Origin of the sequence: Lactobacillus sp. Sy-1 (assembly GCF_019303535.1) — a bacterium.
Taxonomy (GTDB): Bacteria; Bacillota; Bacilli; order Lactobacillales; family Lactobacillaceae; genus Nicoliella.
Map to the genome: position 1 here is coordinate 302,062 of NZ_JACCIU010000001.1, position 25,099 is coordinate 327,160.

The 25,099-nt window shown below is 39.8% G+C and carries 25 protein-coding genes and 2 other annotated features (1 of these 27 cut by a window edge); of the genes, 15 read left to right on the forward strand and 10 right to left on the reverse strand.

What is annotated here, in order from left to right; genetic code table 11:
* The first annotated feature begins 478 nt into the window (after positions 1 to 478).
* The gene (locus HZL42_RS01385; protein WP_219053932.1) at positions 479 to 1,669 is read left to right on the forward strand and encodes an amidohydrolase family protein; all 1,191 of its coding nucleotides are present in this window, start codon (positions 479 to 481) and stop codon (positions 1,667 to 1,669) included.
* A 37-nt stretch (positions 1,670 to 1,706) separates the two neighbouring features.
* On the opposite strand, the gene HZL42_RS01390 is transcribed toward HZL42_RS01385, so the two are convergent.
* On the reverse strand, positions 1,707 to 2,603 hold the full coding sequence (locus HZL42_RS01390) for an ROK family protein (protein WP_219053933.1): 897 nt from the start codon (positions 2,601 to 2,603) through the stop codon (positions 1,707 to 1,709).
* Between the two features lie 241 nt (positions 2,604 to 2,844).
* On the opposite strand from HZL42_RS01390, the gene HZL42_RS01395 reads away from it, so the two are divergent.
* The 4 genes from HZL42_RS01395 to HZL42_RS01410 all read left to right on the forward strand — a co-directional run bounded on the left by HZL42_RS01395 (position 2,845) and on the right by HZL42_RS01410 (position 6,392).
* Complete coding sequence (locus tag HZL42_RS01395) at positions 2,845 to 3,738, forward strand: ROK family protein (protein ID WP_219053934.1); 894 nt, start codon at positions 2,845 to 2,847, stop codon at positions 3,736 to 3,738.
* A gap of 24 nt (positions 3,739 to 3,762) precedes the next feature.
* Positions 3,763 to 5,166: a glucose-6-phosphate isomerase gene (locus HZL42_RS01400; protein WP_219053935.1), complete on the forward strand. Its 1,404-nt coding sequence runs from the start codon at positions 3,763 to 3,765 to the stop codon at positions 5,164 to 5,166.
* 254 nt (positions 5,167 to 5,420) lie between these two features.
* Complete coding sequence (locus HZL42_RS01405) at positions 5,421 to 5,858, forward strand: GNAT family N-acetyltransferase (protein ID WP_219053936.1); 438 nt, start codon at positions 5,421 to 5,423, stop codon at positions 5,856 to 5,858.
* Between the two features lie 15 nt (positions 5,859 to 5,873).
* Entirely contained in the window at positions 5,874 to 6,392 is a 519-nt protein-coding gene (locus HZL42_RS01410; protein WP_219053937.1) for a GNAT family N-acetyltransferase, read from the forward strand.
* Between the two features lie 37 nt (positions 6,393 to 6,429).
* Here HZL42_RS01410 and HZL42_RS01415 read toward each other — a convergent pair whose 3' ends face one another.
* Together HZL42_RS01415 and HZL42_RS01420 are read right to left on the reverse strand one after the other, a co-directional pair.
* Positions 6,430 to 7,221, reverse strand: coding sequence for a DUF4811 domain-containing protein (locus HZL42_RS01415; protein WP_219053938.1), 792 nt, complete (start codon positions 7,219 to 7,221; stop codon positions 6,430 to 6,432).
* A 13-nt stretch (positions 7,222 to 7,234) separates the two neighbouring features.
* The gene (locus tag HZL42_RS01420) at positions 7,235 to 8,677 is read right to left on the reverse strand and encodes an MDR family MFS transporter (protein ID WP_219053939.1); all 1,443 of its coding nucleotides are present in this window, start codon (positions 8,675 to 8,677) and stop codon (positions 7,235 to 7,237) included.
* Positions 8,678 to 8,808: 131 nt separating this feature from the next.
* Here HZL42_RS01420 and HZL42_RS01425 point away from each other — a divergent pair, with 131 nt between their 5' ends.
* The gene (locus tag HZL42_RS01425) at positions 8,809 to 9,390 is read left to right on the forward strand and encodes a TetR/AcrR family transcriptional regulator (RefSeq protein WP_219053940.1); all 582 of its coding nucleotides are present in this window, start codon (positions 8,809 to 8,811) and stop codon (positions 9,388 to 9,390) included.
* Positions 9,391 to 9,393: 3 nt separating this feature from the next.
* Here HZL42_RS01425 and HZL42_RS01430 read toward each other — a convergent pair whose 3' ends face one another.
* Entirely contained in the window at positions 9,394 to 10,005 is a 612-nt protein-coding gene (locus tag HZL42_RS01430) for a cation transporter (RefSeq protein WP_219053941.1), read from the reverse strand.
* Positions 9,995 to 10,321: a helix-turn-helix transcriptional regulator gene (locus tag HZL42_RS01435; protein ID WP_219053942.1), complete on the reverse strand. Its 327-nt coding sequence runs from the start codon at positions 10,319 to 10,321 to the stop codon at positions 9,995 to 9,997. Before HZL42_RS01435 ends, HZL42_RS01430 begins: the two co-directional genes overlap by 11 nt.
* Positions 10,322 to 10,673: 352 nt before the next feature.
* Here HZL42_RS01435 and HZL42_RS01440 point away from each other — a divergent pair, with 352 nt between their 5' ends.
* The 5 genes from HZL42_RS01440 (at position 10,674) to HZL42_RS01460 (ending at position 15,210) form a co-directional block, all read left to right on the forward strand.
* A complete protein-coding gene (locus HZL42_RS01440; protein ID WP_219053943.1) occupies positions 10,674 to 12,488 on the forward strand; it encodes a DUF262 domain-containing protein in 1,815 nt (604 codons plus the stop codon).
* Positions 12,489 to 12,700: 212 nt separating this feature from the next.
* The gene (locus HZL42_RS01445) at positions 12,701 to 13,399 is read left to right on the forward strand and encodes a hypothetical protein (protein WP_219053944.1); all 699 of its coding nucleotides are present in this window, start codon (positions 12,701 to 12,703) and stop codon (positions 13,397 to 13,399) included.
* Between the two features lie 55 nt (positions 13,400 to 13,454).
* Positions 13,455 to 13,685: an SHOCT domain-containing protein gene (locus tag HZL42_RS01450; RefSeq protein WP_219053945.1), complete on the forward strand. Its 231-nt coding sequence runs from the start codon at positions 13,455 to 13,457 to the stop codon at positions 13,683 to 13,685.
* A 113-nt stretch (positions 13,686 to 13,798) separates the two neighbouring features.
* Positions 13,799 to 14,692 (forward strand): tyrosine-protein phosphatase, encoded by an 894-nt coding sequence (locus HZL42_RS01455; RefSeq protein ID WP_219053946.1) that lies wholly within the window; start codon positions 13,799 to 13,801, stop codon positions 14,690 to 14,692.
* 95 nt (positions 14,693 to 14,787) lie between these two features.
* A complete protein-coding gene (locus HZL42_RS01460; protein ID WP_219053947.1) occupies positions 14,788 to 15,210 on the forward strand; it encodes a hypothetical protein in 423 nt (140 codons plus the stop codon).
* Between the two features lie 57 nt (positions 15,211 to 15,267).
* Here the strand turns inward: HZL42_RS01460 and HZL42_RS01465 are convergent, their stop codons facing one another.
* Genes HZL42_RS01465 through argF form a run of 5 tightly spaced genes read right to left on the reverse strand, consistent with a single transcriptional unit; the run spans position 15,268 to position 20,428 of the window.
* Complete coding sequence (locus HZL42_RS01465; protein WP_219053948.1) at positions 15,268 to 16,398, reverse strand: acetylornithine transaminase; 1,131 nt, start codon at positions 16,396 to 16,398, stop codon at positions 15,268 to 15,270.
* A gap of 12 nt (positions 16,399 to 16,410) precedes the next feature.
* On the reverse strand, positions 16,411 to 17,136 hold the full coding sequence (argB, locus tag HZL42_RS01470; RefSeq protein WP_219053949.1) for an acetylglutamate kinase: 726 nt from the start codon (positions 17,134 to 17,136) through the stop codon (positions 16,411 to 16,413).
* Positions 17,137 to 17,141: 5 nt separating this feature from the next.
* Positions 17,142 to 18,329: a bifunctional glutamate N-acetyltransferase/amino-acid acetyltransferase ArgJ gene (gene argJ / locus HZL42_RS01475; RefSeq protein ID WP_219053950.1), complete on the reverse strand. Its 1,188-nt coding sequence runs from the start codon at positions 18,327 to 18,329 to the stop codon at positions 17,142 to 17,144.
* An 11-nt stretch (positions 18,330 to 18,340) separates the two neighbouring features.
* Positions 18,341 to 19,369, reverse strand: coding sequence for an N-acetyl-gamma-glutamyl-phosphate reductase (gene argC / locus HZL42_RS01480; RefSeq protein WP_219053951.1), 1,029 nt, complete (start codon positions 19,367 to 19,369; stop codon positions 18,341 to 18,343).
* 21 nt (positions 19,370 to 19,390) lie between these two features.
* Positions 19,391 to 20,428 (reverse strand): ornithine carbamoyltransferase, encoded by a 1,038-nt coding sequence (argF, locus tag HZL42_RS01485; RefSeq protein ID WP_219053952.1) that lies wholly within the window; start codon positions 20,426 to 20,428, stop codon positions 19,391 to 19,393.
* Positions 20,429 to 20,696: 268 nt separating this feature from the next.
* Between argF and HZL42_RS01490 the strand changes: the two genes are divergently transcribed.
* From HZL42_RS01490 to HZL42_RS01505, 4 genes are all read left to right on the forward strand, one after another.
* On the forward strand, positions 20,697 to 21,659 hold the full coding sequence (locus HZL42_RS01490) for an NAD(P)-dependent oxidoreductase (protein ID WP_219053953.1): 963 nt from the start codon (positions 20,697 to 20,699) through the stop codon (positions 21,657 to 21,659).
* Positions 21,660 to 21,960: 301 nt separating this feature from the next.
* Positions 21,961 to 23,112: a PTS sugar transporter subunit IIC gene (locus HZL42_RS01495; RefSeq protein ID WP_219053954.1), complete on the forward strand. Its 1,152-nt coding sequence runs from the start codon at positions 21,961 to 21,963 to the stop codon at positions 23,110 to 23,112.
* Positions 23,113 to 23,117: 5 nt separating this feature from the next.
* Complete coding sequence (locus tag HZL42_RS01500) at positions 23,118 to 23,411, forward strand: DUF3923 family protein (protein WP_219053955.1); 294 nt, start codon at positions 23,118 to 23,120, stop codon at positions 23,409 to 23,411.
* A gap of 80 nt (positions 23,412 to 23,491) precedes the next feature.
* Positions 23,492 to 23,723: a binding site (T-box leader), on the forward strand.
* Between the two features lie 58 nt (positions 23,724 to 23,781).
* On the forward strand, positions 23,782 to 24,927 hold the full coding sequence (locus HZL42_RS01505; RefSeq protein ID WP_219053956.1) for a 5-methyltetrahydropteroyltriglutamate--homocysteine S-methyltransferase: 1,146 nt from the start codon (positions 23,782 to 23,784) through the stop codon (positions 24,925 to 24,927).
* A gap of 6 nt (positions 24,928 to 24,933) precedes the next feature.
* Positions 24,934 to 25,099: a binding site (T-box leader), on the forward strand; it runs 49 nt beyond the window's last position.

The following is a 25,099-nucleotide window of genomic DNA, read 5'->3' on the forward strand; positions in this document are numbered from 1 at the left end:
TTCCTCCCTTTAAACGCGTATAATTACGTTAATCATATTCCTAGATTCAATATAAGTAAAATTAATTTATCTAATCTATGGATTACAATTAATTATATTATATTGTGGACGATTTTAATAGTTTTACCACGATTAATTAATTAGATTGACTTATTGGCAGCGACACTATAAAATACTAAACATTAAGACTGAAGTAAACATTAAATAAAATCCATTAATTAAATTGAGTCGATCGTCATTTCTAAGAAGCGAATTCCGTTACCTGAGAGGGCGTTAGAATTAACGACTTAAATATTGATTATGACGTTCACTACGCAGGGTGGACTGGTGGTGACCATTATTACACGGCAGGATCATCTGGTCCTGATAAGAAATCGTCTGTGAGGATGGTTTGAGTTTGGGTGGTACCACGTATTGAGCGTCCCTTAGCGTTATTGCTAATGGGCGCTTTTTGCTTAGAAGGGAGCTTTTAATAACGATGAGTAAAACTGGATTTATAAATGCAAATATCTTTGATGGGGTTAATAACACGATTCATCGGAATGCTTGGATGGTGGTTGATAACGAAACTGGACGCATTGTTGATACTGGGGATGGTGCCGTACCAACTACCGATCAAGTGGTTGATATTAAAGGTAAGTACATAATGCCTGGTTTGATAAATGCACATACCCATATCACAAATGATCCGGAAACCAGTGATGGAAACGTTGGTCGTAATATTACTGAAACCGCAGTGGATGCAATTCACTTTCTTCAACAGCTACTTAAATCTGGGTGCACTTACATTCGGCAATGTGGATGTACGTACGGAATTGACATTACCCTAAATGAACTAATTAAAAAGGGGAAAATCAAGCACGTTCCAAACATGATGGCATCCGGACGGGCGTTTACGATGACTGGTGGCCATGGTGACTACGAAAACGGTGGTTATATTGTTGATTCTGAAGATGAAATGCGCAAAAAGGTCCGTGAAGACTTTAAGCTCGGTGCTGACTGTATCAAGATCATGGCCGGTGGTGGCGTTATGTCACCCGGTGATGCGATGGATGAGGCCCAACTCACGGTTGATGAAATGAAGGTTGCTGTTTATGAAGCCCATAATAAGCACGTGATTGTTGCCGCCCATGCTGAAGGGAATCCTTCAATTCAAAACGTAATTGATGCGGGGGTTGATTCCATTGAACATGGTTTTTACTTAACTGAAAAACAAGTGGAAGAGGTTAAGGAACGCGGAATGTACATTGTGCCAACCATTGTTGCGACTTGGTCAGTGGTTACCTTTGGGGCTAAGGACCTACCAAAGTGGGAACACCAAAAGATGGATAACGCAATGGATGCAGTTTATGGAAACATCAAACGGGCTTACAAGATGGGGGCCAAGATTGCATTGGGAACCGATGCTGGAACCCCATTTAATTACTTCGACACCACAACCCCTAAAGAATTGGAATTGTTAGTAGAAAAGGAAGATTTCACCAACTTTGATGCGCTTCATACATCGTATGTTTCAGCTGAATTGATGCGAATCGACCACGATTACGGTTCAATTGAAGCTGGTAAATTCGCTGATTTTATCATCTTAGATAATAACCCACTGGATGATGTAAAGGCCGTTCAACAAGTTGATAAGGCTGTTTATAAAAATGGAGTTAAAGAATTTTAAATAAAAAAGACTGAATAAAATTCAGTCTTTTTTTGGGTTATTCACTATATGAATCTGCTTCTGAATAGTAGGCTTTCTTAGCCAGTGATAGGTTACCAACGATGGAAAGCTTCCGGTTGGAGCTTGATGGTAGGACCAAGTAGTCATCTATTGGACCTACGTCAACGTAGTGATCCAAAAGCTTATTAAATTGAACCTTTATTTTTTCAAGTTCGACTTCATTAATGATGTCACCACCAATAATAATCTTTTCTGGACGCATCAGGAGGGTTGCTTGCACTGCTGATTGAGCAATGTAGTAAGCTACGATATCCCAGATGGGGTTGAACATCGAAATTTCCTTGTAGCTCTTCCCGAACCGGGCTTCAAATGCGGGTTCTGAAACTAAGCCTTCCAAACAATCGCCTTGGTATGGACAGGTTCCTGGGAAGGTTTGATCATCTGGATGGCGTTCTGGATAAATATGGCCAATTTCAGGACTACCTTGATAACCAATTAAGTCCCCGTCATTAACGATTCCAGCTCCAACCCCCTTACTAATCGTAATGTAAACCAATGATAAAACGGGTTTATCATTGATGATTGAGTCAATGTATTCACCGTAAGCGGTACTATTAACATCGGTAGTAAACGACATTGGTATTTTAATGTATTGTTTTAAAGTTCCGAGTAGGTTAATGTTTGACCAGTTTTTACGTGAAGAATCCATAATATAACCATACTTAGATGAGTAATTACGGAGTTCTAGGGGACCGAATGAAGAAACCCCAATTGCCTTTACTTGATCAAAATTTTGGAAGTACTTAACAACCTTACTTAGCGTTTCCTTAGGACTTGATAGTGGAAAATCAACTTTATCTTTAATATTTACGTGTCCATCGCCAACGGCACAAGTTACTTCATCATCACGAAATTCAATGCTTCCCAATAACATGAGACGGTCCCTCTTTTCACAGGTTAATTTTAATTTTTTACACTCTAAAAATAGCACATTGAGAAAGCGCTTTCAATCCTTTTGACTTAAAATTATAAAAATAGCAAAAAAAAAAGCCTTTTTTATTGAAAACGCTTTCAAGTAATGCTATCTTGTAATTGTAGAAAAATAAATTTCTATGAATTTTATGAATTTGCATTTAATTTACTATAAAAAATTGAACCAACGTGAGGTGGTTATCATGCTATTTGGAAGTATTGAAGCTGGCGGAACTAAATTTGTTTGTGCGGTCGGCAATGAAGATTTTGAAATTAAAGATAGTATTCACATTCCAACAACGACTCCAGAGGAAACCCTGGGCCAATGTGTGGAATATTTTAAGAAGTTTCCTGAAATCAAGGCAATTGGAATTGCATCGTTTGGACCAATTGAAGTCAGAGTTGATAATCCCAAGTTTGGCTACATTACCGATACCCCTAAGAAGCATTGGTCAAATACAAACTTTCTCGGAACAATGAAGAAGTACTTCGACGTTCCAATGTACTGGACAACCGACGTTAATGGTTCAGCATATGGTGAATACATTACTTCCATTAAGAACCACAATCCAGTTCATTCGTTAGTTTACTACACGATTGGAACCGGGGTTGGTGCCGGGATCGTTAATAATGGTCATTTTCTTGGCTACATCGGCCACCCTGAAGCTGGTCACGTTAAGATGAAGCGTGCTGAAGGAGACAAGGACTTTAAGGGAATTTGTCCTTACCACGGCGACTGTTTGGAAGGACTTGCCGCTGGGCCCACTTTTGATGCGCGGACTGGTAAAAAAGGGAAGGACGTTCCGCTAACTGATCCTTCCTGGGACTACGTTGCTTACTACGTTGCTCAAGCTGCAGTTCAAGCTACATTATTCATTCGTCCCGAAAGAATTATCTTTGGTGGTGGTGTCGTTAGTGAAGCATTCCTCGATATGGTACGGGTTCACTTTAAGAACATCTTCAACGATTACGTTGCAGTGGGTGATTTGAACGAATACATTCAAATGCCAAAGGTTGAACATAATGGTTCAGCAACCGTTGGGAACTTCTCACTAGCCCTTAAGCAATACTACAAAGAAAACATCGTTAAAATTTAATACAATAACTATGAGGTGATTATTATGACAAATGTATCATTTGATGAATCAGCATTAGCTAACTTTGTTGAACCAAACGAACTAAAGGAAATCAAGCCAATGCTCGACACGGCACGGGATGAATTAGTTAACGGAACTGGGGTTGAAAGCCAAATGCGTGAATGGCTAACCCTCCCTACTGATTATGACAAGGAAGAATTTGCCCGGATTCAAAAAGCCGCAAAACAAATTCAATCTGACTCCAAAGTACTTGTAGTAATTGGAATTGGTGGCTCATACCTTGGAGCTAAGATGGCGCTCGATTTTCTACATGATAATTTCTATGAATCCACTCCAGATGATCAACGTGAATTTCCACAGGTGATTTTTGCTGGAAACTCAATCAGTGGCTCATACGTTCATGACCTAGTAAAGCTAATTGGTGACCGGGACTTCTCAGTTAACGTAATTTCTAAGTCTGGGACCACTACTGAACCCGCAATTGCTTTTCGGGTCTTCAGAAAATTACTAGTTGAAAAGTACGGTGAAGAAGCTGCTAAGAAGCGGATTTACGTTACTACTGATGCTAAGAATGGTGCTTTGAGACAAGAAGTAAAGGCAAATGGTTATGAATCATTCATTATTCCTGATGGAATTGGGGGTCGTTATTCCGTTCTTTGTCCAGTTGGGCTATTACCAATTGCCGCTTCTGGTGCTAATATCGAAGACTTAATGAAGGGGGCTGCTGATGCGCAATCCTTCTACACTAAGAAACCCCTTGCTGAAAACGGCGCTCTTCAATATGCAGCCTATCGGAACATCCTCTATCGGAAGGGCTATACGAATGAAATTCTAGAAAACTATGAACCAAACTTACGGTTCCTAGCAGAATGGTGGAAGCAACTAGCTGGTGAAACAGAAGGAAAGGATAATAAGGGTATCTACCCTAGTTCCGCAAACTTCTCAACCGACTTGCATTCACTAGGTCAATACATTCAACAAGGAATTCGGAACCTAATGGAAACCGTTGTAACAATCGAACAACCATCATTTGACGTTGATGTACCAAAGACTGGTAACAATGGTGATGGAATTGAATACCTTGAAGGGCGGACGATGAACTACGTTAACAAGAAGGCCTTTGAAAGTGTGATTCTTGCTCATACCAATGGTGGCGTTCCTAACATGGTTGTGAACGTGAAGGACCAAAGCGCATATAGTTTAGGTGAATTAATCTACTTCTTTGAATTTGCAATTGCTGTTTCCGCATACTTAAATGGCATTAACCCATTTAACCAACCGGGGGTTGAAGATTACAAGAAGAACATGTTTGCACTTCTTGGTAAGCCTGGTTACGAAGAATTAAAGCACCAAATTGAAATTAATGCTGCTGCTAAAAATAAGAAACAATCAATTAAGAGTCAAGAATCAGAAGATGCTGCTAAGTAGTTATCGCTTCTGAACTAAAAACCAGCTAATGAATTCGTTAGCTGGTTTTTTTGATATGCAAGGGTGGGGAATTGCGCTATAATACAAATAATAATTTAAGAAGGGGGCTGGTCAAATGCAATTAAAGATGCTGCATCGATTAATCATTGCGAAAAAGATGAACGTGATTGTAATTGTAATTGATCGGGTCCGAGCGGTGTTAAAGCCTCTTTCAAATATTTGACTAATTTAACTAATAGAAAGAGGTTTTAATAATGAAATGGATTTGCAAACGCTTTGATGAACTAACGAACCACCAGATTTGGGAAATGTACCATATTCGAGCTGAAACGTTCTGTGTGGAACAAAATCGAACGACGGTGGATGCAGATGAACAGGACCTAACTGCTTATCACGTTCTGGGCTTTGATGCTCAAGGAAAATTAGTTGCCTACGCTCGTTTTTATGAAGTGGATGGGACCTTAGACTTTGGTCGGGTTCTAACCGTGCCTTCCGTTCGTGGGACTGGCATGGGCAAGCAACTAATGGACTACTTGTTAGACCAAATGGAGCTGGTCTTCCCAGGGAAGCGAAAGATTGTGATTACCGCACAAGCTGATAAACAGGGCTTCTATGAAAAGTTTGGGTTCAAGACCCAGGGGGATGTTTTTATCCATGCGCAAACGCCCCACATTACAATGGTAAGGGAATAATTGGGGGAATGATTAATGGCTGATATTTATGTTCGTAAGGGTACGCTAGCTGATTTACCATCAATCATGCAGGTAATCGATGAGGCTAAGCAATTGTTGAAGGCCAGTGGTAGTTCACAATGGCAAGACGGCTATCCATATGAATCGACGCTACAAGCGGATATTAAAAATGGAATTAACTACGTTTTGATTGATAATGGTGAAGTTGCGGGGACGGCCTCATTGATGTTTACTGAGGAACCGACATATTTAGATATTGACGGCGCTTGGCAAAATCCTAATGAACAATATTCAACCATTCATCGAATTGCGATTTCGAGTAAGTTTCGGGGCCAACACCTGAGTTCCTACTTCATGTCCAATTTAATTACCATTACTGAACTTAACGGGATCCAAAACATTCGCTTTGACACCCACCGGTTAAACAAGGCGATGCAGGCAGTCGGGAAGGGCTTTAATTTTAAATACCGTGGCATTATCGAAGTAGATCATCCTGACGACCCCAAGCGACTAGCATACGAATTAAATCTATAACTAAAAAAGGATGTGCAATCTGCACATCCTTTTTTGATTATTCTTTAATTGACTTAAGCATGGTTTTGATTTGGGTAACTTTCTTTTGAACTAGTTGTTCTTGGAACTCAGCAGCAGCTTGCTTAGCTAATTTTTGTTGGGCAGATTTGTCAGTAGCTAGCTTAGGATTTGCAGTTACGGCTGCCTTCACCTTAGCTTGGACAAAAGTTTGAGCTTGTTGCTTAATGGCTGCTTGTTGTTGCTTAGCGCTGGCACCAGATTGAGACTTCTTTAGTTCCTTGCTAAGCTGTTGCGCTTGATTTTTGGATAGGTGAATCCAGCGCTTTGGAATTGAGAAGGTGTTCACTCGCTTCACAATCTTAAAGTCGCTTTTATCATTACCCAGTTTCCAGTCGTTAATCCCAAACCAGAACTTACCAGCTTTAGTAAATTCCCAGTTAGTGGTAGTGGTCTTTAAAGTGGCCTTATTTCCACTTACGTACTTGATCTTATTAGTGGTAAACTCATCAACTTGAGTGTGGCTAGGGGTCTTTTGATTCTTGGTCTTTTTGTAAGTTTGTACGGTGTGCTTCTTTTGGGTCCCTAAGTTTTGGTATACCATTAGGTTGAGTCCGTTGTTACTATTGGTGGCATAGATGGTTCTTGAACTGGTGGTGTTTTTCTTTTCCATCATGAAGTGGTTATTATCATTTGCGATGGAAGCCCAGGTGGAACCAAATAGAATGACCAAGCAAATTGCAGTTAACAATGCTCTCAATGGAATGTTTTTTACGTACACAAAACTAATGAACGTTCCAAATACACCAATTAATAGTGTAACTAGTATCATTTAATATTCCTCCCTACTTAGTTTTCTTCTTATCAGTTAAGAAGAACGTTACGATTAGGCCCAACACACAGAATACGGCTGCGAATAAGAAGGCAGCGTGGTACCCATCAATTACGGCACTGATGGCTTGAACCTTATATGCAATTGGGTTTTCAGTTAGCAGGTGGTGTGCAGGTTTTGCATTTGAGGTAACGTTGGAAAGGATTGATACGATTATGGCAGAACCAATTGAACCACCAATTTGTCTAACCGTATTGTTAGCAGCGGTTCCATCAGAAATTAAATCGTTAGGAAGGGCGTTCATTCCGTAAGTAGTAACGGGCATCAATACCATTGCAATTCCAATCATTCTGAGGGTGTAGAATGATACGATGAACATTACTGGAGTGGTAGCGTTTAGGTACATAAATGGAATCGTTCCAACGGTCAGGAGCAATACTCCGACCATTGCTAATCGTCTAGCACCAAATTTATCAAATGCCTTCCCAGTAATTGGACTCATTAAAGCCATCATAAGGGCCCCAACTAATAGTGTTAAACCGGAGTCTAAGGCACTTAGTCCGTGAACGTTTTGGAGGTAGATAGGTAAAATGGTTTCAACTCCGAACATGGCAATCATCATGATTGTACTTAGGATGGTTCCAAGGGTAAAGCGAGTGTATTTAAATACCCGCATTTCCAAGAATGGTTTCTTAATTTTAAGTTCACGCCAAACGAAAATAGCAACCACGATGGCACCGATAACTAATGATGAAATTACCTTTGCAGATCCCCAGCCGTCATTTCCAACCGATGAAAATCCGTATAGTAAGCCCCCGAATCCAACTGTTGATAATAGGATGGAGACAAGGTCAATTTTTTCCTTAGTGGTAGGAAGGACGGGCCGCATAAAAATAAGCCCGAGGATGATAACGGCGATGATAATTGGAATTTCCATTCCAAATAGGTCCCGCCAGTTAAATGAATCAACGATCCATCCGGAAAGGGTTGGCCCAATAGCAGGAGCAACCCCAACCACAATTCCGACTAACCCTAGCGCAGCCCCCCGTTTTTCAGGTGGGAAAAGGGAGAACATGATTGTTTGTAGCAGTGGCATCATGATCCCAGTCCCGAAGGCTTGCACGATCCGGCCAATAAATAGGGTTGCAAAGTTAGGGGCAACGTATGAGATAATACAACCAATTAAGAACACAGTCATTGCACCGATAAATAACCACTTGGTATTAATTCTCCGACCCAGGAACCCAGAAATGGGAATCATAATTCCATTAACCATCAAAAATCCAGTTGTTAACCATTGAACAGTTGATGTATTAATATCAAATGCTGTCATTAACTTTGGCAGTGCGGTGGTTAATAACATTTGTGAGAGGACACAGGCAAACGTCCCAATTAGTAAGATTGCAGAAATGATTCCAGTTCCGCTACTCTTAGCTTCTTTATTCACTTTATTCATAACTTTTCTCCTTATATCAATATTTACATTCATTATTCTATGTTTCACTTAGATTGATTACAATCAGCAAAATAACTCATTTTGTTGCATTTTAGAATTTAATGAATAAAATTAACCGTAGAGGTGGATTTATGGCACAATACTTAAATAAAATAACCCAAACCGATAATCTGATTATTAATAGCATGATTAACCTTGCAAAGCAAAAGGGATTAAATAAAGTTACGATTAGTGACATTGTTGCAGAGGCTCATATTAATCGGAGTACCTTCTACCGTCATTTTATTGATAAGGATGACTTAATTGAAAAGTCTGAAAACATGATTTTAAATCGCATTTATGATTATCATAATCAAATGGTCAGTACAAAATTAAGATATCTAAAGATGACGGACCAACAACAGTTTTCTTTAAAAACATTCCTAACGATTATTGATGATAATCACGAAATCATTTCATTTTTTTTGAGCAATAAAAGTGACTCCAGTTTTAGTTACAAGCTAATTGATTTATTTTTAAAGATGACATACGAATCATGGGATTACTTACTACCTAACCGTAAGAAAATCGATCGGAAGCTGTTTGCCTACTACAGTTTTGGAGCTATTATTGCTACCATCAAACTGTGGGTTGACAACTATGATGATTATTCCAAGGAAGATATTTATAATTTCATATTAACGATTCGGAATAACGAAATTCAGAATCTGTGAGAATTAATCCTTTGTGATTAATTCTGGGACGGCTTCCTTCGCAATTAAGAATGCCACTCCTAAAGCGGCAACTGATTCGGCCCACCAGAGATTGAATAACTGGGTCAGGACAATCCCAATTAAGACCGTTGCAGCTAGGGCTGCACAGGTAACGTTACACATACTTTCTTCAATTAATGCTTCTGAATTTAATTGATGGCCCAGGCGCCGCTTTAAAACAATTAAAATCGGCATGATGATTAAAGAAGCAATTGAAATGATGATTCCACTGGTACTGCGATCAGATGTTTCACGTGTAACAAGGTTAAATATTGAATTAGCAACTATGTAGATTGAAAGAAGCACTAGAATCCAGTTGATTAATTTCTCAGCTTGCTCTTCCGCGCGTTTAATTCCAGTTACATTATTACCATTAAATTCCTTGCGTAAACGCCAAATTAAGATGGAACCAGCAATTACTTCTAAGATGCTATCGAGTCCGAATGCAATTAATAATATTGAATGGGCCTTAATACCTGCAATGAAGCCAACTAGAAATTCAACTAACATCCAACTAATTGAAAACATTTCAACGACCAATGCTTTTTTAGCAATTCTACTATTATTATTCTCCATGGTTAGCACCTCTCATAACGTGATCTGAATGTTCAACTGCTTCATTGATGATATCAAAAATATGGGGGTCATCAACTCGGTATTCCTTAGTTTTACCAACTTGTTTAACACTAACGAGCTGAAAATCACGCAAAATTCTTAGCTGATGGGAAACCGCCGATTGCTCTAATCCCAATAATTCCACCAGTTCGTTAACGGTTTTAGATTCGTTATCTAATAGGTAGAGAATTTTGAGCCGGTTAATATTACTGAGCATTTTGAAAATATCTTGAACCTCTAAAAGGTGTTGTTGATCAATTTTAAATTTAGAATTCATATGAATCACTCCTCATATGATTAACTTATCATAAAAATATTACAATTGCAAAACAACTTCTGAAAGAATATTAAAAGAACTTTACATTGCCTTAATTCCTTTCGTTTATGGAAAAAATATAGTATCATTATTGGTATACCAGTATGTTAATACAGGACAAATATTAATTCATGGTATGTCTAAGGTCGGTTCTCACTAGTGGGGCTTGGCCTTTTTTTCGTGCCTTCGTTGCGATAATAATTTTAATTCCTGATCTAGCGCTCCAGATCTAACTTTGATAGAATTTAAGTAAACAAAACAAAGACAATCGATCCATAATTATCATAATAGAACCATTAGAGAAGGTAACTGAATGAAAAATAATTACAATTATAATAATCTATCATATGCAGAACAGCTTAAGTATGTAAAGGTGCCTAAGTTTCAACGTTCATTAGTTTGGAATAAACAAAAAAAGTTAGACCTCCTAAAGACGCTTCATAAAAACTTCCCGTTCGGAGCACTGTTGGTTTCCCCAGTAAATGGTAATAAGCAGGCCTATCGACTGTTAGATGGGCAACAAAGACTATCAACGATTCGTGACTTTGAACAACACCGGCTTAGCTACTGGAAAGAATTAAACAAGCATGAATATATCGAAATGTTGAACCGGATTAATGAAGTCCTATTAACTAATCATTTGAATAAAATTAACGAAAAGCAGTTTGATCAAATACTTGATGATGATTTTGAAGTGGCAGATTGGACCGACAGCTTGGAGAGTGAAGATAGCCACCCAGTTGATAGAAAACGCATCCGGAACCTTATCGGTGAATTTAAGGATGTAATCAACGATTATATTCATTTAAATACCCTGTTAATTCCGGTGATTGAATTCACGGGAGATGAGGCTGATCTACCAGAAGTCTACGAGAATCTTAACCGTGGTGGGGTGCCCCTTACTAAATATGAGGTGCTAAACGCCTCGTGGTCGGATGAGAAAATTAAAATCCCGAGTCACTTTGAGCTGGGGGACACGATTTTAAACTCAGTCAAGGAATACTATAATCAACTTAAGAACGATGGTTCATTTGATATTGAAAACTTTTCAGAAGATGAAATTACCATGAACCGTGAAATTAACCTCGCTGAGTTTGCCCGTTCAATTGGAAAGCTGGTTGTTAATAGAATGCCGTCACTACTTTCTGAAACCCCGAAGTTGGTCAATGAAATGGGATTTGGCCTACTTGGCATTATTACTAACACCGATAATAAGAAAATCGCGACCATCCATAATAAAAACAGTGAAATTCAAGCCAATGTAGTTGAAATCTTAACCCAGTTGGATAAATTAGCGAAGGTGATTAACGCTCCTTTTGACGAGCTATTGAAGCAAAATATCGCGTTTGGAAAGCATAAAAAGGCGAAAAAGAATCAGTACTTAAATGGCATTTCAACGACTTTTAAGATTCTCTCCTACTTTGCAGCATTGTGGGATCGGGATGATAGTTATATTCAGAGCTCCATGAAAAATATTCCTTCATATTATGTCTATGATTACGTTGCGATGGCATGGAACGCACATGGTGATCAACGATTATTTAGCTACTACCGCTCCAATAGTAAACGAAATTACACCAAGCCAATCCCGGAGAATGAATTTAAAACGGTCTTTTACAATTGGATTTCTGACAATCCCGGAATTAAAAAGCGGTTTAGCAAGGAAATTCAAACCTTAATTACAATTCATGCTAACCGGACCTACCTAGCAAATGGTTTATCAGCAAGTGAGGACTATGAATTTGAGCACGTTATCCCAAAGGCTAGAATTTTAGAAAATGATGCAGGCCCTAGTGTCGTGCACCTTAGTAGTTTAGGGAATGGAATGTTTTTACCCAAGTCATTAAACAACAGTAAGAGTAGTAAAACACTATACGAGTTCAATAAGGATGCGGATACCGTTGACTACCGGTTACTGAGAAAACAATCCGATTACTTTACGGAATCACAATTTGAAACCATTTTTCATAAGTTAGATGAAAAGCAATTTGAAAACGTTAATAATTTTATTGATAATCGAGCATACAAAATGGCTGACCAAATCGTTGCCGGACTAAACCCGAATAACGATTTCTTTCATAAAATTAGTGCCAATCATACCCAACAAGATCACTTGAAACGGGATTAAAATTAATAAGCAGAGTCCTAACCCTTTTTATAGCATCAGAGGATGATTAAAACGCACCGCTTTTCAGTTGTTGTTTATACTAGTGCTGATTATAATAATAGTATGAATAATCGGCTACTATTAAACAGAGTTGATTTAATGATCAGGCGGAATTAAACGCCTGTTTTTTAAACGGTTGGTTTCATTGTGATTTGATGAAAGGGTGGATCATTTTGCGAACGGCTAATAGTTACGTGCTAATTTTAATGAACGATGACGGGCTAATTTCATTGCCGAATAGTTTGGCACTAGGCACGGATGGGGTTAACGTCCCATCCTACGTGCTATCTGCTTACGCGTTAAAAGCAAGGGATGGTGTGATTAGGATTCCACTATCCGAAATTGGGGAAGTCAAAACGGCGGATCTGAATGAGGATAATTACATTAAGCGGCGTTTATTTCCATACCGACCTTACTATGCTAGCACTTCAATTGAGATTGCCAAATTCTTTTTGAGTAAGGCTAGTATTAGCCACCGTAAGTTGAACTACTTGATTTACCTGGCGTTCGTTGATTATCTAATCTGTAATAACCAGAGTAAAGATCAGATTAAACGGCTGTTGTTTAGTCGCCAGATTAAAGTTTCTGCCCAGGGACCGAACTGTCTTAGAAAACTTAGGTGGATTAAGGATAATCATGGTAAATACCAACAGCTACCACCTGCCCAGTGTGACTATGAGCTAGATTCAGCCACAATCAACCTATTGAATCAGGTCTGGCATAAGTACCAATTTACCAGTGCCAGTGGATTGGAAAAGCAAATTGCTAACACAATTGCAATGAACTTAGCATGGTATTACGAGTCAGAAATTGATGTTGACTCAATGAGTCCCAACGATATTTATCAGTGCTATGAGAATGAAGATTTTTAATTCACTCTTAGTGTGAATTCATATATAATATAAACGAACAGGGGGAGTTTATTTAATGGTATACGTAGTAATAATCTTAGTAATCCTCTTCGGACTTTATATTTGGAGGGCTAGCAGGCATCAGCACAAGCAAGCTCAAAACGTTAATCATCGGTTAAACGTTATTAATGATAGTGATGACAACGATGTCCAACTGAAACACTTAAAAGAATTGCTTGACTCTGGTGTAATTGATAAGGAAGATTATCAACAATCCAAGCAAAGAATTTTGAAGAATAAGATTTAATCTGAGACGGGGGAACCCGTCTTTTTTAATACATAATTTTTACATACCCTTTACCTTAAATTTAAGCTGTTCAGTTATAATTACACCATAATAACTTAGGAGTGAAACTAGTAATGAATAAGCCATTCAAAAAATTTGTTTTTATATCAGCAACATCATTAACTTTATTTGGGAGCCTCGCCCCAGCATTAACTAACGTCGTTACCACGACTGCTAACGCAAGTTCCACTAGCGCACTGAAGAAGCAAGCCGGTAAGCAGATTAAGCTTTCCGGTGCCGTGAACGTTCGGGACCTCGGTGGTTACACAAATAGTAAGGGTCAAACCATCAAATCTAAAATGTTAATTCGGGGTGCCCAGTTAAATAAATTAACTAAGGCCGACATTAACAAGTTAACTAAGACCTATCGGGTTGCTGTTGACGTTGATTTCAGAACGCCAAAGGAAGTTGCTAAGGCTAAGGATCCTAAAATCAAGGGTGTTAAGTATGTAAAGGCACCGGTAGTTTCTGATAAGGAAAACGAAGAAGACATCAAGGTATTCAATAAGGACGGAGAAAAGGGAATGATTCTTTACTACACCTACTTCGTTAACAAAACGGGGCGGACTGAATACCGGAAGCTATTTGATGAACTCCTAAGCACCCCTGCAAATAAGGCCGTCCTCTACCACTGTAGTTACGGTAAGGACCGGACTGGATTTGCAACGGCGTTGATTTTAACCGCGCTCGGGTTCGATAAGAAGACTATCTACAAGGACTACTTACTTTCTAACAAGTACCGAGCTGCCGCAACTAAGGCTGATTTAGATGAAATGAAGAAGAACGGGGCTTCCAAAAAGGAACTCAAGAACGAATACTACAATGACATCGTTGAAAAACAATACTTAGATAAGGCTTATTCACTGGCTGAAAAGAAGTACGGTTCAATGATGGGCTACCTTAAGAAGGGGCTTGGGTTAACTAACGCTGATATTCAAAAACTCCAAAGCAAATACTTAACGAAATAATCTATTTTGAATTCTACTAATATATTGTATTAGTGGAATTTTTGCTTTAGTAGGATTATATTTAAAATGATTATATATCGTTGGAGGAGTTAAAAATGAAAAAATTCGTAATAAAGTTAATAACGTGTACTACACTATTAGGATTTTTAAGCATAACCACTAACTTATTTGTTAGTGCTAACAGCACTTATCATAAAGTTAAGCAGGGAAAAAATAATGGTACCAGCCATTATTGGACAAGTAAAGACCGGACTATTAAGACTTCTAAGCCAATTCGTGCCTATGATATTAAAGCTGATAATAATCAAAATGTTTATGCTACTAAAAGTAAAATTATTCCTAAGGGAAGTATTATAGAGGGTAGTTTTAGTATTACGGTTCCAGGTGGTTTTCAAATTTACAAGGGAGACGGAATTAAGCCATATTCTAAAAAGAATCCAAATGAATGGATAATTAACCCTAGTATTAAAAACGAGAAAAATCCTTATAATACCTACTGGATTTCTAAAGTTAAATAATCCATTAATCCTAAAAAAGCATTGTGAAGGAACTCTCCTTCACAATGCTTTTAATTTTTATCCAATTGCTTGTTTTATCTTGGCAACCGCATCCTTTAATGCCGCTTCATCGATAATTAGTGGTGGCAACAATCTTAAGGTATTGCCACGGGCTGAAAGGGTTAAGACCCCGTTATCTTGAAGGGTCTTGATTACGTCTCCAACCTTTACATCATCGGTGAGGTGAATTCCAATCATTAAGCCCTTCCCAGTGATGTTCTTAACGTGGTCCAATGGAAGAATTTCAGCATTGAGTAGTTCCGCTAATTTATCGCCCTTAGCTTGCACCGTCTTTAAGAATTCAGGGTTAAGTTGATCTAACACAGCGCTAGCAGAAGCCATTACCACTTTGTTACCACCGAATGTATTTCCGTGGTCACCTGGTTGGAACGCCTTGGCAACGGATTCCTTAGCTAACATTGCACCAACTGGCAGTCCGTTAGCGAGGCCCTTTGCAACCGTGATGATATCAGGTTGGAGGTCAAATTGTTCAAAGGCAAACTTATAACCAGTCCGTCCCATTCCAGATTGTACTTCATCAACGATTAAGAGGGTGTTAGTTTCATGACACTTAGCTTGAACTGCTTGGAGCCATTCTTTATTACCAACGTTAACGCCACCTTCACCTTGAACGACTTCCAATATTACGGCCGCGGTATCTGCAGTGATGGCAGCTAGTGAAGCATCATCATTATATTCTTCAAATTGAATATCTGGGACTAATGCTTGAAAACCATCCTTGATGTGCGGGTAGCCGGTCATTGACAATGATCCGTAAGTCCGGCCGTGGAAACCGTAGTTAAAGGCAACGATCTTAGACTTACCAGTATCTTTCCGGGCTAACTTCATAGCTGCTTCATTTGCTTCAGTTCCAGAGTTACAGAAGAAGGCGAGGTAGCCAGCTGGACAAAGCTTTTCAGCCACTTCTTCAGCCTTGCTGTTTTCGTATAGGTTGGAGATGTGCCAGACGTGGTCAATTTGCTTTTTTACCGCATCCTTAACGGGTTGATTACTGTAACCGAGGTTACAAACCCCAATCCCAGCAGTTAAATCAACGTATTCCTTACCGTTTTTATCGATTAAATGGTAGTCATGCCCATCAACTGGTTCGATGGGGAATTGAGCATATGTGTGAATTAATTTAGTCATTAATGGTTCCTCCTAGTGAACGATTGCAGTGCCGACCTTACTGAGGTCGTTAGTAATTGAAACATTTTGAATCCCGTTGTCGAGGGCCTTAAATGCAGCCTTAACCTTTGGAACCATTCCGTTAACCAACTTCTTGGTTTCGAATAGTTTCGTTGCGGTCTGACAGTCCAATTGGTTTAGGACTTGGTCGTCTAACATTACGCCGGGAACGTCAGTTAACAAGACGAGTTGATCAGCGTGAATCAAACTAGCAATTGCTTCTGCCGCTGTATCGGCGTTTACATTTAACTTTTGACCGGCTGGGCCGAGGGTAATGGGAGCGCATAATCCAACGGATTGGTATGTCATTACGTCAATGTAATTTGCTTTAACTGCATTGATTGCACCCACTTCACCATAGGTAGCTTGATCGATGTAATCACCGATTAGGAATGGGTAGTCGCCATCGTTCATCATCGTACTATCAATTGAGTGGGCCGTAAATTGATTATGTAGTTCTGGTTGAACAATTTTAGTTAAAACGTTATCAGTAATTGCCATCATTTGTTGATCGGTAACCCGAATTCCATCGATTTTGGTGGCTGGTTGACCAACAAACTTACCGCATTCTGAGATTAAATTCCCGCCACCATGAACGATTAAGATCTGTTCACCCTGGGCTTGTAGCTGTTTAATTGATTCGAAGAAGGCGGGGGTTAAATTTTTAACCATGTTCCCACCGATTTTAATTACGATCATTGTCATCACTCCTCGTATGCTGCGTTAATTTCAACGTATTTATAAGTTAAGTCACAACCCCAGGCAACGCCGTTATATTCACCAGCGGCAAGGTCAACGGTAATGTTAACCTCATCTTTGCCAAGTTGCTTTCTAAGTTCGTCCATGTCAAAGTTTTGAATGGTGCTATCTTCAACGATGGTTGTATTTTCAATGCTAATTGCGAGGTGGTCTAAGCTAATCTTGGCTTCGGTTTGGCCGAGGGCTTGAACAATCCGCCCCCAGTTAGCGTCTTCACCAAAAATCATGGCCTTAATTAGGTTTGAACCCACAATCGCTCTCGCTACGTGGTTAGCGTCTTCTTGGTTAGCGGCGTGGAAGACATCCGCTTCGATTAATTTAGATGATCCCTCTCCGTCACGGGCCACTAGCTTTGCGAGGCCGGTTAGAACGTAGTTGAATGCAGATTCAAATTCTGCAAAATCAGGGTGGGTAGTCGTGAGTGGTTCGTTTTGAGCTGCGCCATTGGCGAGGGTAATTACCATGTCGTTAGTTGACATACAGCCGTCAACGGTAATTTGGTTGAAGGAACTTATGATTTTGTCGCTCAGGATTGATTGAAGGGTTTCCCCATCGATATTAGCATCGGTAGAAATAAAACTAAGGGTGGTTCCCATGTTTGGGTGAATCATTCCAGAACCCTTGGCAAAACCAGTAATGGTAACGGCTTTACCGTCGATGGTGGTTTCTACACAGACCTTCTTAGAAGTGGTATCGGTAGTAATGATGGCTTCTGGAGCATCCGTACTATCAGATAACGTAAGGTGATCAATTCCATTTTCGATTAAGTCCATCTGGAGTTGCTTACCGATGATTCCAGTGGAGGCAACCCCGATTTGGTCTGGTGCCACCCCGAGTTGATCGGCAACCATCTGAGCTTCAGTGTGAGTGTTTTTCATTCCCTGGTTACCAGTAAATGAATTAGCATTTCCGCTATTCACAACAACGGCCTTTAACTCATGGTTTTGGTTGATGTTTTGCTTAGTAACGATTACTGGGGCAGCTTGAAATTGGTTTTTAGTGTAGACCCCAGCAGCGGCACATGGCTCGTCAGAAACGAGCCAGCACATGTCGAGTTTATTATCATCCTTAAATCCTGCGTGAACGGCACCGGATTTAAAGCCCTTAGGCCATTTAAATTCAATAATTTTCATCTGAGCTCCTCCTATGGTAATACTGGCGTTAATTTAAGCCCGTAGTCAGCATCAAAGGCAAAAAGTTGGTTGAAGTTTTGAATTGCTTGACCAGCTGCGCCCTTGATCATGTTATCAATTACACTGTCGACCAGAAGGTACTTAGTAACAGGATTGTAGCTGAGTCCAATGTGGCATTCGTTGGTTCCAACAACGCTTTTAACCGTTGGGAGGGTGTCTTGTGAAACCTTTACAAATGGGTGGTCGTGGTACAGGTTATCAAATTCCTTCTTAATGGTGGCTTCATCAACGCCATCCTTAATCTTAACGTAAATAGAACTCATGATGCCCCGGTTAAATGGTGCTAGGGTGGTCATAAATTGAATGTGGTCGATTTTTGGATTCCATTGTTTGAGCATTGCCATAATTTCTGGAATGTGCTTGTGTTCGTTAGGTTTATAAATCTGGAGGTTGTCGTTAGCTTGAACGAAGTGGCTGGAATCTGATAATTTCTTACCGGCACCTGATAATCCTGACTTGGCATCGATAACGATGTTATCCAAATCAGCGATGTCAGCCTTAACCAGTGGGGCAAGGCCCAATAGAACTGAGGTAGCGTAACAACCCGGGTTAGCAACGTAGTTCTTACCTGGGTTAGGGGTAATGTCAGCTAATCCGTAGTATGCATTATCTAGTTCTGATTGAGGAGCGGCTGGTTTTTGGTACCAGTGTTCGTATTCCTTAGGGTCCTTTAATCTAAAGTCACCTGAAAGGTCAATTACTGGAAAGTCGGCATCAAAGAATGGCTTGGCAAGCTTCGAAGTGATTCCAGCTGGGGTAGCGAAGAAAACGGCATCGTTTTCAGCAATAATTTTTTGGGCATCATATGGCTTAACAGCCTTAGTATAGTATTCATATTGAGGTGCCAGCGTCTTCAATGGAATGGATTCTTCAATATCATGTTGGTAAATATTGATCTTAATGATGCCGGGGTGCTTCTGAAGAAGGCCAAAGAGGACCATTCCTGCGTAACCGGTGATTCCAATAATTGCAACGTTCATTTTAAAACAACCTTTCGATTTCTAAATTTGCGGGATATACATATTACCGAGCGTGGCGGCGATGATGGCCTTGATTCCATGCTTTCTATTTTCGGCTTCGTCAAATTGACGGGCGTACTTACTATTGAAAACTTCGTCGGTAATTTCTAGTTCACTGAGGTGGTATTTTTCAAATACTTCCTGACCAACCTCTGTATTTAAGTCGTGATATGCTGGTAAGCAGTGCATTACGATTAACTTACCATCTAAATTACCAGTCATTTCAAGGGCAGCCATGTTAACTTGGTATGGCTTTAAGAGGTCGATTCGTTCCTTCCAGTTATCTTCACCCATTGATACCCAAACGTCAGTGGTAACCACGTTAGCGTTCTTTAAGCCGCTTGCAAGATCAGAAGTAATTTCAATCTTAGCGCCACTTTGTTGGGCATATTGGTTAGCGATTTTAATAATATCATCTGCTGGGGTAAGGGCTTCTGGACTAACGATGGCAACGTCGATTCCAACCATTGCACAACCAACAAGGAGGCTGTGAGCAACGTTGTTTCGACCGTCACCAAGGTAGGCGAGTTTAACGCCATCAAAAGTACCGAAGTTTTCCTTGATGGTGATTAAATCTGGAATCGTTTGAGTAGGGTGCCATTCATCAGTTAATCCATTCCAAACTGGAACGCCAGAATACTTAGCTAGCGTTTCAACGTCTGATTGCTTGTAACCACGAAATTCAATTCCATCGTACATGCTGCCTAAGACCTTGGCAGTATCAGCAACTGATTCCTTATGGGAAAGGTGAATATCATTCTTCCCTAAGAAAACGGGGTTAGCACCTAATTCAAATGCAGCGGTAGTAAATGCAGATCGAGTTCTAGTGGAGTTTTTTTCAAAAATGAGGGCAAGGTTCTTACCTTCTAAGTATTTTGTATAATTATTTTGCTTTGCTTCAGCCTTTAAGTGTAGTCCAAAGTCAACTAGGTAGTTCATTTCACTAGGGGTTAAATCGGTTTCGGCAAGGATGCTCTTACCGTGAAATTGGTTTGAGAAGAAGTTAAATTGATTTTGCATATTGATTCCTCCATTAGATTTGATATACATTTATTATGTATATAACGTTATTATTACGTATTTATATCCATTATACTAACACTCTCCAATTGATTGTTCAACCTATTTTTGTATTTTTATTCTGTTTATTTTAGTTATTTTGTATATATATGCTTAGATATGCATTTATAGACCTAATAATTTCCTTAATAATGAATAGTTGATAATTGAATCAAAATAATTGCATGCAATATTTAATGGGCGTAAATTAATTTTGAGGTGAAATAGAATGAATATTTTAGTCGCAATATCAAATGAAAACTTTAATAATGAACAAATTAAACATATTTTTGATACTGATCAGGCTCTGGCGGGAAATCAAGTCTACTATGAATTTGATTCTCCAGATGTTGATTTAGATCAAATTGACGTAATGATTGGATACGATCAGAAAGTTTTAAATCAAATTCTAGCTAGCCCAACGGCGCACTTAAAGTGGATTCAAGCTTTGTCAGCAGGAGTGGATTACTACCCATTAAAAGAATTGCAAGCTAAGCAAATCCTACTAACTACGGTGAACGGAATTCATGCGGAACCAATTGCAGAATCAACAATTGGAATGATTCTGGGCCAGTACCGGTTCCTAGTGGAGTCCGCACGGAAACAAGGCTGGATTAAACCAACCCACAGCTTGAACATGATTAAGGGCAAACGGGCGGCAATCTTTGGAACTGGGCACATCGGAAGTCGGATTACTGAATTACTTGAAGCCTTTGGCGCTGAAACGGTAGGGGTTAACCATAGCGGGCACCCGGCAGCAGGGTTTAAGGCCACCGTTAGTACCGCTGATTTACAGACGCCTCAAATTACCGGAGCTGACATTATTGTTAACGCCTTACCTTTGACGAAGGCCACCACGGGAATGTTTAACCAAGCCTTTTTTGAAGCCCTGACTAACCAGCCAATCTTTATCAGTATTGGACGGGGACCTAGTACCAATACTGATGCGCTCTTGGCCGCGATTGATGACGGGAAGCTAGGCGCAGCTGGATTAGACGTTACTGATCCAGAGCCACTACCAGCTGATAATCCACTATGGCATCGCGATAACGTGTTAATTACGTCCCACATCTCAGGAATTCATGCTGAATATTTAGAAGAAGCATTACAGATCTTGAATCAAAATGCGGCTCAATTTAAACAGGATGGAACAGTTGTAATTAATGAAGTAAATTATGATAAGGGTTATTAATAACCACAAAAAATAAGCTCCCTCGGGAATTTCCTGAAGGAGCTTATTTTAATTTAGCGATTAGTTAATTATTACTGACTACTTGTTGGTTAGGTTAGGCTTACTTATTAATTACTAACATAGTCAGTTCAAAGTGAAAGTGATATAATTGCTACATGTTGTGAAATTATTATCAATTTGCTAATTACGATTAATTGATGATTTCACTTTGTTTTGATTTATGTTTAAGAGTGATAATTTATTATATTAGTGTACAATGTTATTTTATTCACAATGTAAGGTGGATTAGGGGGATTATTTAATGAATAAAGAGGCAACCGTACAGCAGCAGGTACATCCAATCAAGGACTTTCTCTTTAAGGTCTTGAACGGATCTGCACAGGGAATCTTAATTGGGGTCTTACCATCTGCAATTCTTAAGTATATTCTAGCGCCGCTGATTAAGGATGGCGTTACCTGGGCAATTCAACTCAACTCCATTTTAGTTCTGTTTGGCTCCTTCATTCCACTGTTGATTGGAATGGCAATCGCAAGTCAGTTTAAAATGCGGCCGTTGGATATTGGGACTATTATGATTGCAACCGGGGTGGCTTCTGGTTCTATTAAATGGGCGTTAGCTCAACCTGGTTTTGTTAATCCGATTACAAACGTCAAAAATCCGATTGCAAGCACCGTGTATATTGCGAACGGCTCTGGTGATATTATTAATGCCATGTTGGTCGCCTCAATTGCTGTAATCGCTGTTAAACTGGTGGCGCGGTATTTAAATGGCTTTGGTTCGGTTGCGATTATTTTTACCCCGCTACTAATCGGGGGACTGGTTGGGCTATTGGGGTTAAACATTGCCCCCGCAGTGGGCTTAATTACCAGTGAATTAGGGGACGTTGTCGAAACGTTTACCAAGCTCCAACCGCTAATGATGAGCATTTTGATCTCGATGGCGTTTTCGTTCATCATTATCACGCCAGTTTCAACGGTGGGGATTGCGCTTTCGATTTCACTAGCGGGTCTCGGCTCTGGTGCCGCTGGAGTTGGGGTCGTTGCAACCACGGTGGTATTACTAGTGAACTCGCTCTTTGTTAATAAGCCCGGAACGACCATTGCAATCCTATTGGGAGCAATGAAGGGAATGATGCCCTCGATTTTCAAAAAGCCAGTGATGATCTTGGCATTCATGGTTTCAGCAGCCATTTCCGCAATCCCAGTAGCGCTGTTCGACGTTCAAGGAACGCCTACCTCGGCTGGATTTGGGTGGATTGGTCTAGTGTCGCCAATTCAATCCATGTTAGTTAACGAAAGTGAGCAAAAGTTTATTACCCATACGATTGGAATGGGGGCGTCGTTAATTACCTGGTTGGTTGTGCCCGTCATAGCAGGATTATTAGTCAACCTACTATTCACAAGGGTCCTTAAACTATATTCAGCGAGTGATTTGAAGCAGGAAATTAAATAATGAAAATGAATAATAAATTCAGAGATATTTTCCATGGAATTGAAATCATCGTTTATTTGGTGGGGATGTATTTACTGCTAACCCGTAAATATGACGGGAGTGGCGTAGAACAAACCACGACGATTAAGATGGCATCGGTGGCAATCCTTTCAATTTTTATGGCAATCATTCAAATAATTGAGTTCTTTTTCCAATTTTGGACTAATTTAATTAAACGACGAAAGTGGTCTCAAGGACTGGGCTTTTCGATATTAATGCTAATGCTAGTGGGGGGGCATTACCATCTTCGTCATGAATAAATTAAAAATTAATTAGAAAAAGTGTTGACATTCACACATGAACTTCGTAAAATGTAATCAATTAATCAAAACGAATTCAAATAAACAAGATGATCAGGAGAGTAATGATTAAAGATGGTTCAGAAAGCCTACATTTGCTGTGAGTAGGTCGATTCGATAATCACGAAGATGGCCTGTAATTTGGCGGCGTTGATATTTAAACGCCGATGGGGTGGCAACCATTATTCACTGCACACGTTGTTAGACGTTAGTGAGGATAATTGTGTAAACAATTATCGAAATAGAATGGTACCGCGGAAATCCGCTTCTAGTTTTAAAACTAGAAGCGGATTTTTTATTTGAATTACTAATTGAAGGGGAGCTAATCAATATGCCAAAATTTAACGGACAACCACTACACTACGATATCGTCGGAAGTTTCTTAAGACCAAAGGAACTTAAAGATGCTAGAAAAGACTTTGAAAACCATGAAATTGATCATGATCAACTAACTAAGGTTGAAAACGAAGAAATTACAAAATTAGTTGCTAAGGAAAAGGAAGTCGGCCTAAAGATTGTGACCGATGGTGAATTCCGGCGGAGTTACTGGCACCTCGATACGTTCTGGGGCTTCGAGGGCATCAAGCATACTAAGCAGGAACACGGCTACATCTTCCATGATGTTGAGACGCGAAATGATTCTGCACAAGTGGAAGGCAAAATTAAGTTCAACCCCAGCCATCCTGACTTGGAAGCATACAAATTCCTCTACAACTTAACTAAGGATGACGATTCAATCGTTGCGCGGCAAAGTATTCCATCACCAGCACAGCTATACGCTGAACTTGTCCGGGGACCTGAAAATATTGCGGCACTAGAAAAGTTCTATGGGAAGGATACCGAAGCATTGGTTCAAGATATCGGAAAGGCTTACCATGACTTAATCATTGCCCTATACGAAGTTGGTTGTCGGGACGTTAAACTGGATGATTGTACTTGGGGCATGCTTGCTGATAAGAACTTTTGGAAGACAATGACGGATAATTACGATGATATTGAAGACCTTCAAAAGCTCTACCTACGCTTCAATAACGAAGCGATTAAGAATCTTCCAGACGACCTCCGGATTAGCACCCACGTTTGCCGGGGAAACTATGCTTCGACCTGGGCAGCTAGTGGCGGTTACCAACCAGTTGCCCACACCCTCTTCGCTGAAGAAAACGTTGACGCCTACTACTTGGAATTCGATGATAACCGTTCAGGTGACTTCGCACCATTAAAGGAAGTTACCCCTGGTAAGGAAGTTGTATTAGGGTTGGTAACTAGTAAGAAGCCAGAATTAGAAGATTCAGTTAACTTGGTTAAGCGCATCCACGAAGCTGCCCAGTACGTGCCATTGGAAAACCTATCATTAAGCACCCAATGTGGATTTGCTTCAACTGAAGAAGGCAATCACTTAACTGAAAAGCAACAATGGAAGAAGATTAAGTTAGTAATCGATACTGCGGATGAGGTTTGGCAAACGGTCCAAAATTAATTTGCATTCACTGAAGGGATGAGTAACTAATTGCCCCGTTACAGAAAGCTGCTGTTGATGGAAAGTAGTACGGAAGGGTTAGTGAAAATGGTCCTGGATCAATAATTGTTAACGAGCGATTAAGTAAGTTAACGACGCGTCGAACGCGTTACCAACGAAAGAGATGGTGGTC

Excerpts from the sequence above, each read along its gene's own strand:
- HZL42_RS01385 (WP_219053932.1), top strand. The coding sequence starts at position 479 with ATGAGTAAAACTGGATTTATAAATGCAAATATCTTTGATGGGGTTAAT.
- HZL42_RS01390 (WP_219053933.1), bottom strand. The coding sequence starts at position 2,603 with ATGTTATTGGGAAGCATTGAATTTCGTGATGATGAAGTAACTTGTGCC.
- HZL42_RS01395 (WP_219053934.1), top strand. The coding sequence starts at position 2,845 with ATGCTATTTGGAAGTATTGAAGCTGGCGGAACTAAATTTGTTTGTGCG.
- HZL42_RS01400 (WP_219053935.1), top strand. The coding sequence starts at position 3,763 with ATGACAAATGTATCATTTGATGAATCAGCATTAGCTAACTTTGTTGAA.
- HZL42_RS01405 (WP_219053936.1), top strand. The coding sequence starts at position 5,421 with ATGAAATGGATTTGCAAACGCTTTGATGAACTAACGAACCACCAGATT.
- HZL42_RS01410 (WP_219053937.1), top strand. The coding sequence starts at position 5,874 with ATGGCTGATATTTATGTTCGTAAGGGTACGCTAGCTGATTTACCATCA.
- HZL42_RS01415 (WP_219053938.1), bottom strand. The coding sequence starts at position 7,221 with ATGATACTAGTTACACTATTAATTGGTGTATTTGGAACGTTCATTAGT.
- HZL42_RS01420 (WP_219053939.1), bottom strand. The coding sequence starts at position 8,677 with ATGAATAAAGTGAATAAAGAAGCTAAGAGTAGCGGAACTGGAATCATT.
- HZL42_RS01425 (WP_219053940.1), top strand. The coding sequence starts at position 8,809 with ATGGCACAATACTTAAATAAAATAACCCAAACCGATAATCTGATTATT.
- HZL42_RS01430 (WP_219053941.1), bottom strand. The coding sequence starts at position 10,005 with ATGGAGAATAATAATAGTAGAATTGCTAAAAAAGCATTGGTCGTTGAA.
- HZL42_RS01435 (WP_219053942.1), bottom strand. The coding sequence starts at position 10,321 with ATGAATTCTAAATTTAAAATTGATCAACAACACCTTTTAGAGGTTCAA.
- HZL42_RS01440 (WP_219053943.1), top strand. The coding sequence starts at position 10,674 with ATGAAAAATAATTACAATTATAATAATCTATCATATGCAGAACAGCTT.
- HZL42_RS01450 (WP_219053945.1), top strand. The coding sequence starts at position 13,455 with ATGGTATACGTAGTAATAATCTTAGTAATCCTCTTCGGACTTTATATT.
- HZL42_RS01455 (WP_219053946.1), top strand. The coding sequence starts at position 13,799 with ATGAATAAGCCATTCAAAAAATTTGTTTTTATATCAGCAACATCATTA.
- HZL42_RS01460 (WP_219053947.1), top strand. The coding sequence starts at position 14,788 with ATGAAAAAATTCGTAATAAAGTTAATAACGTGTACTACACTATTAGGA.
- HZL42_RS01465 (WP_219053948.1), bottom strand. The coding sequence starts at position 16,398 with ATGACTAAATTAATTCACACATATGCTCAATTCCCCATCGAACCAGTT.
- argB (WP_219053949.1), bottom strand. The coding sequence starts at position 17,136 with ATGATCGTAATTAAAATCGGTGGGAACATGGTTAAAAATTTAACCCCC.
- argJ (WP_219053950.1), bottom strand. The coding sequence starts at position 18,329 with ATGAAAATTATTGAATTTAAATGGCCTAAGGGCTTTAAATCCGGTGCC.
- argC (WP_219053951.1), bottom strand. The coding sequence starts at position 19,369 with ATGAACGTTGCAATTATTGGAATCACCGGTTACGCAGGAATGGTCCTC.
- argF (WP_219053952.1), bottom strand. The coding sequence starts at position 20,428 with ATGCAAAATCAATTTAACTTCTTCTCAAACCAATTTCACGGTAAGAGC.
- HZL42_RS01490 (WP_219053953.1), top strand. The coding sequence starts at position 20,697 with ATGAATATTTTAGTCGCAATATCAAATGAAAACTTTAATAATGAACAA.
- HZL42_RS01495 (WP_219053954.1), top strand. The coding sequence starts at position 21,961 with ATGAATAAAGAGGCAACCGTACAGCAGCAGGTACATCCAATCAAGGAC.
- HZL42_RS01500 (WP_219053955.1), top strand. The coding sequence starts at position 23,118 with ATGAATAATAAATTCAGAGATATTTTCCATGGAATTGAAATCATCGTT.
- HZL42_RS01505 (WP_219053956.1), top strand. The coding sequence starts at position 23,782 with ATGCCAAAATTTAACGGACAACCACTACACTACGATATCGTCGGAAGT.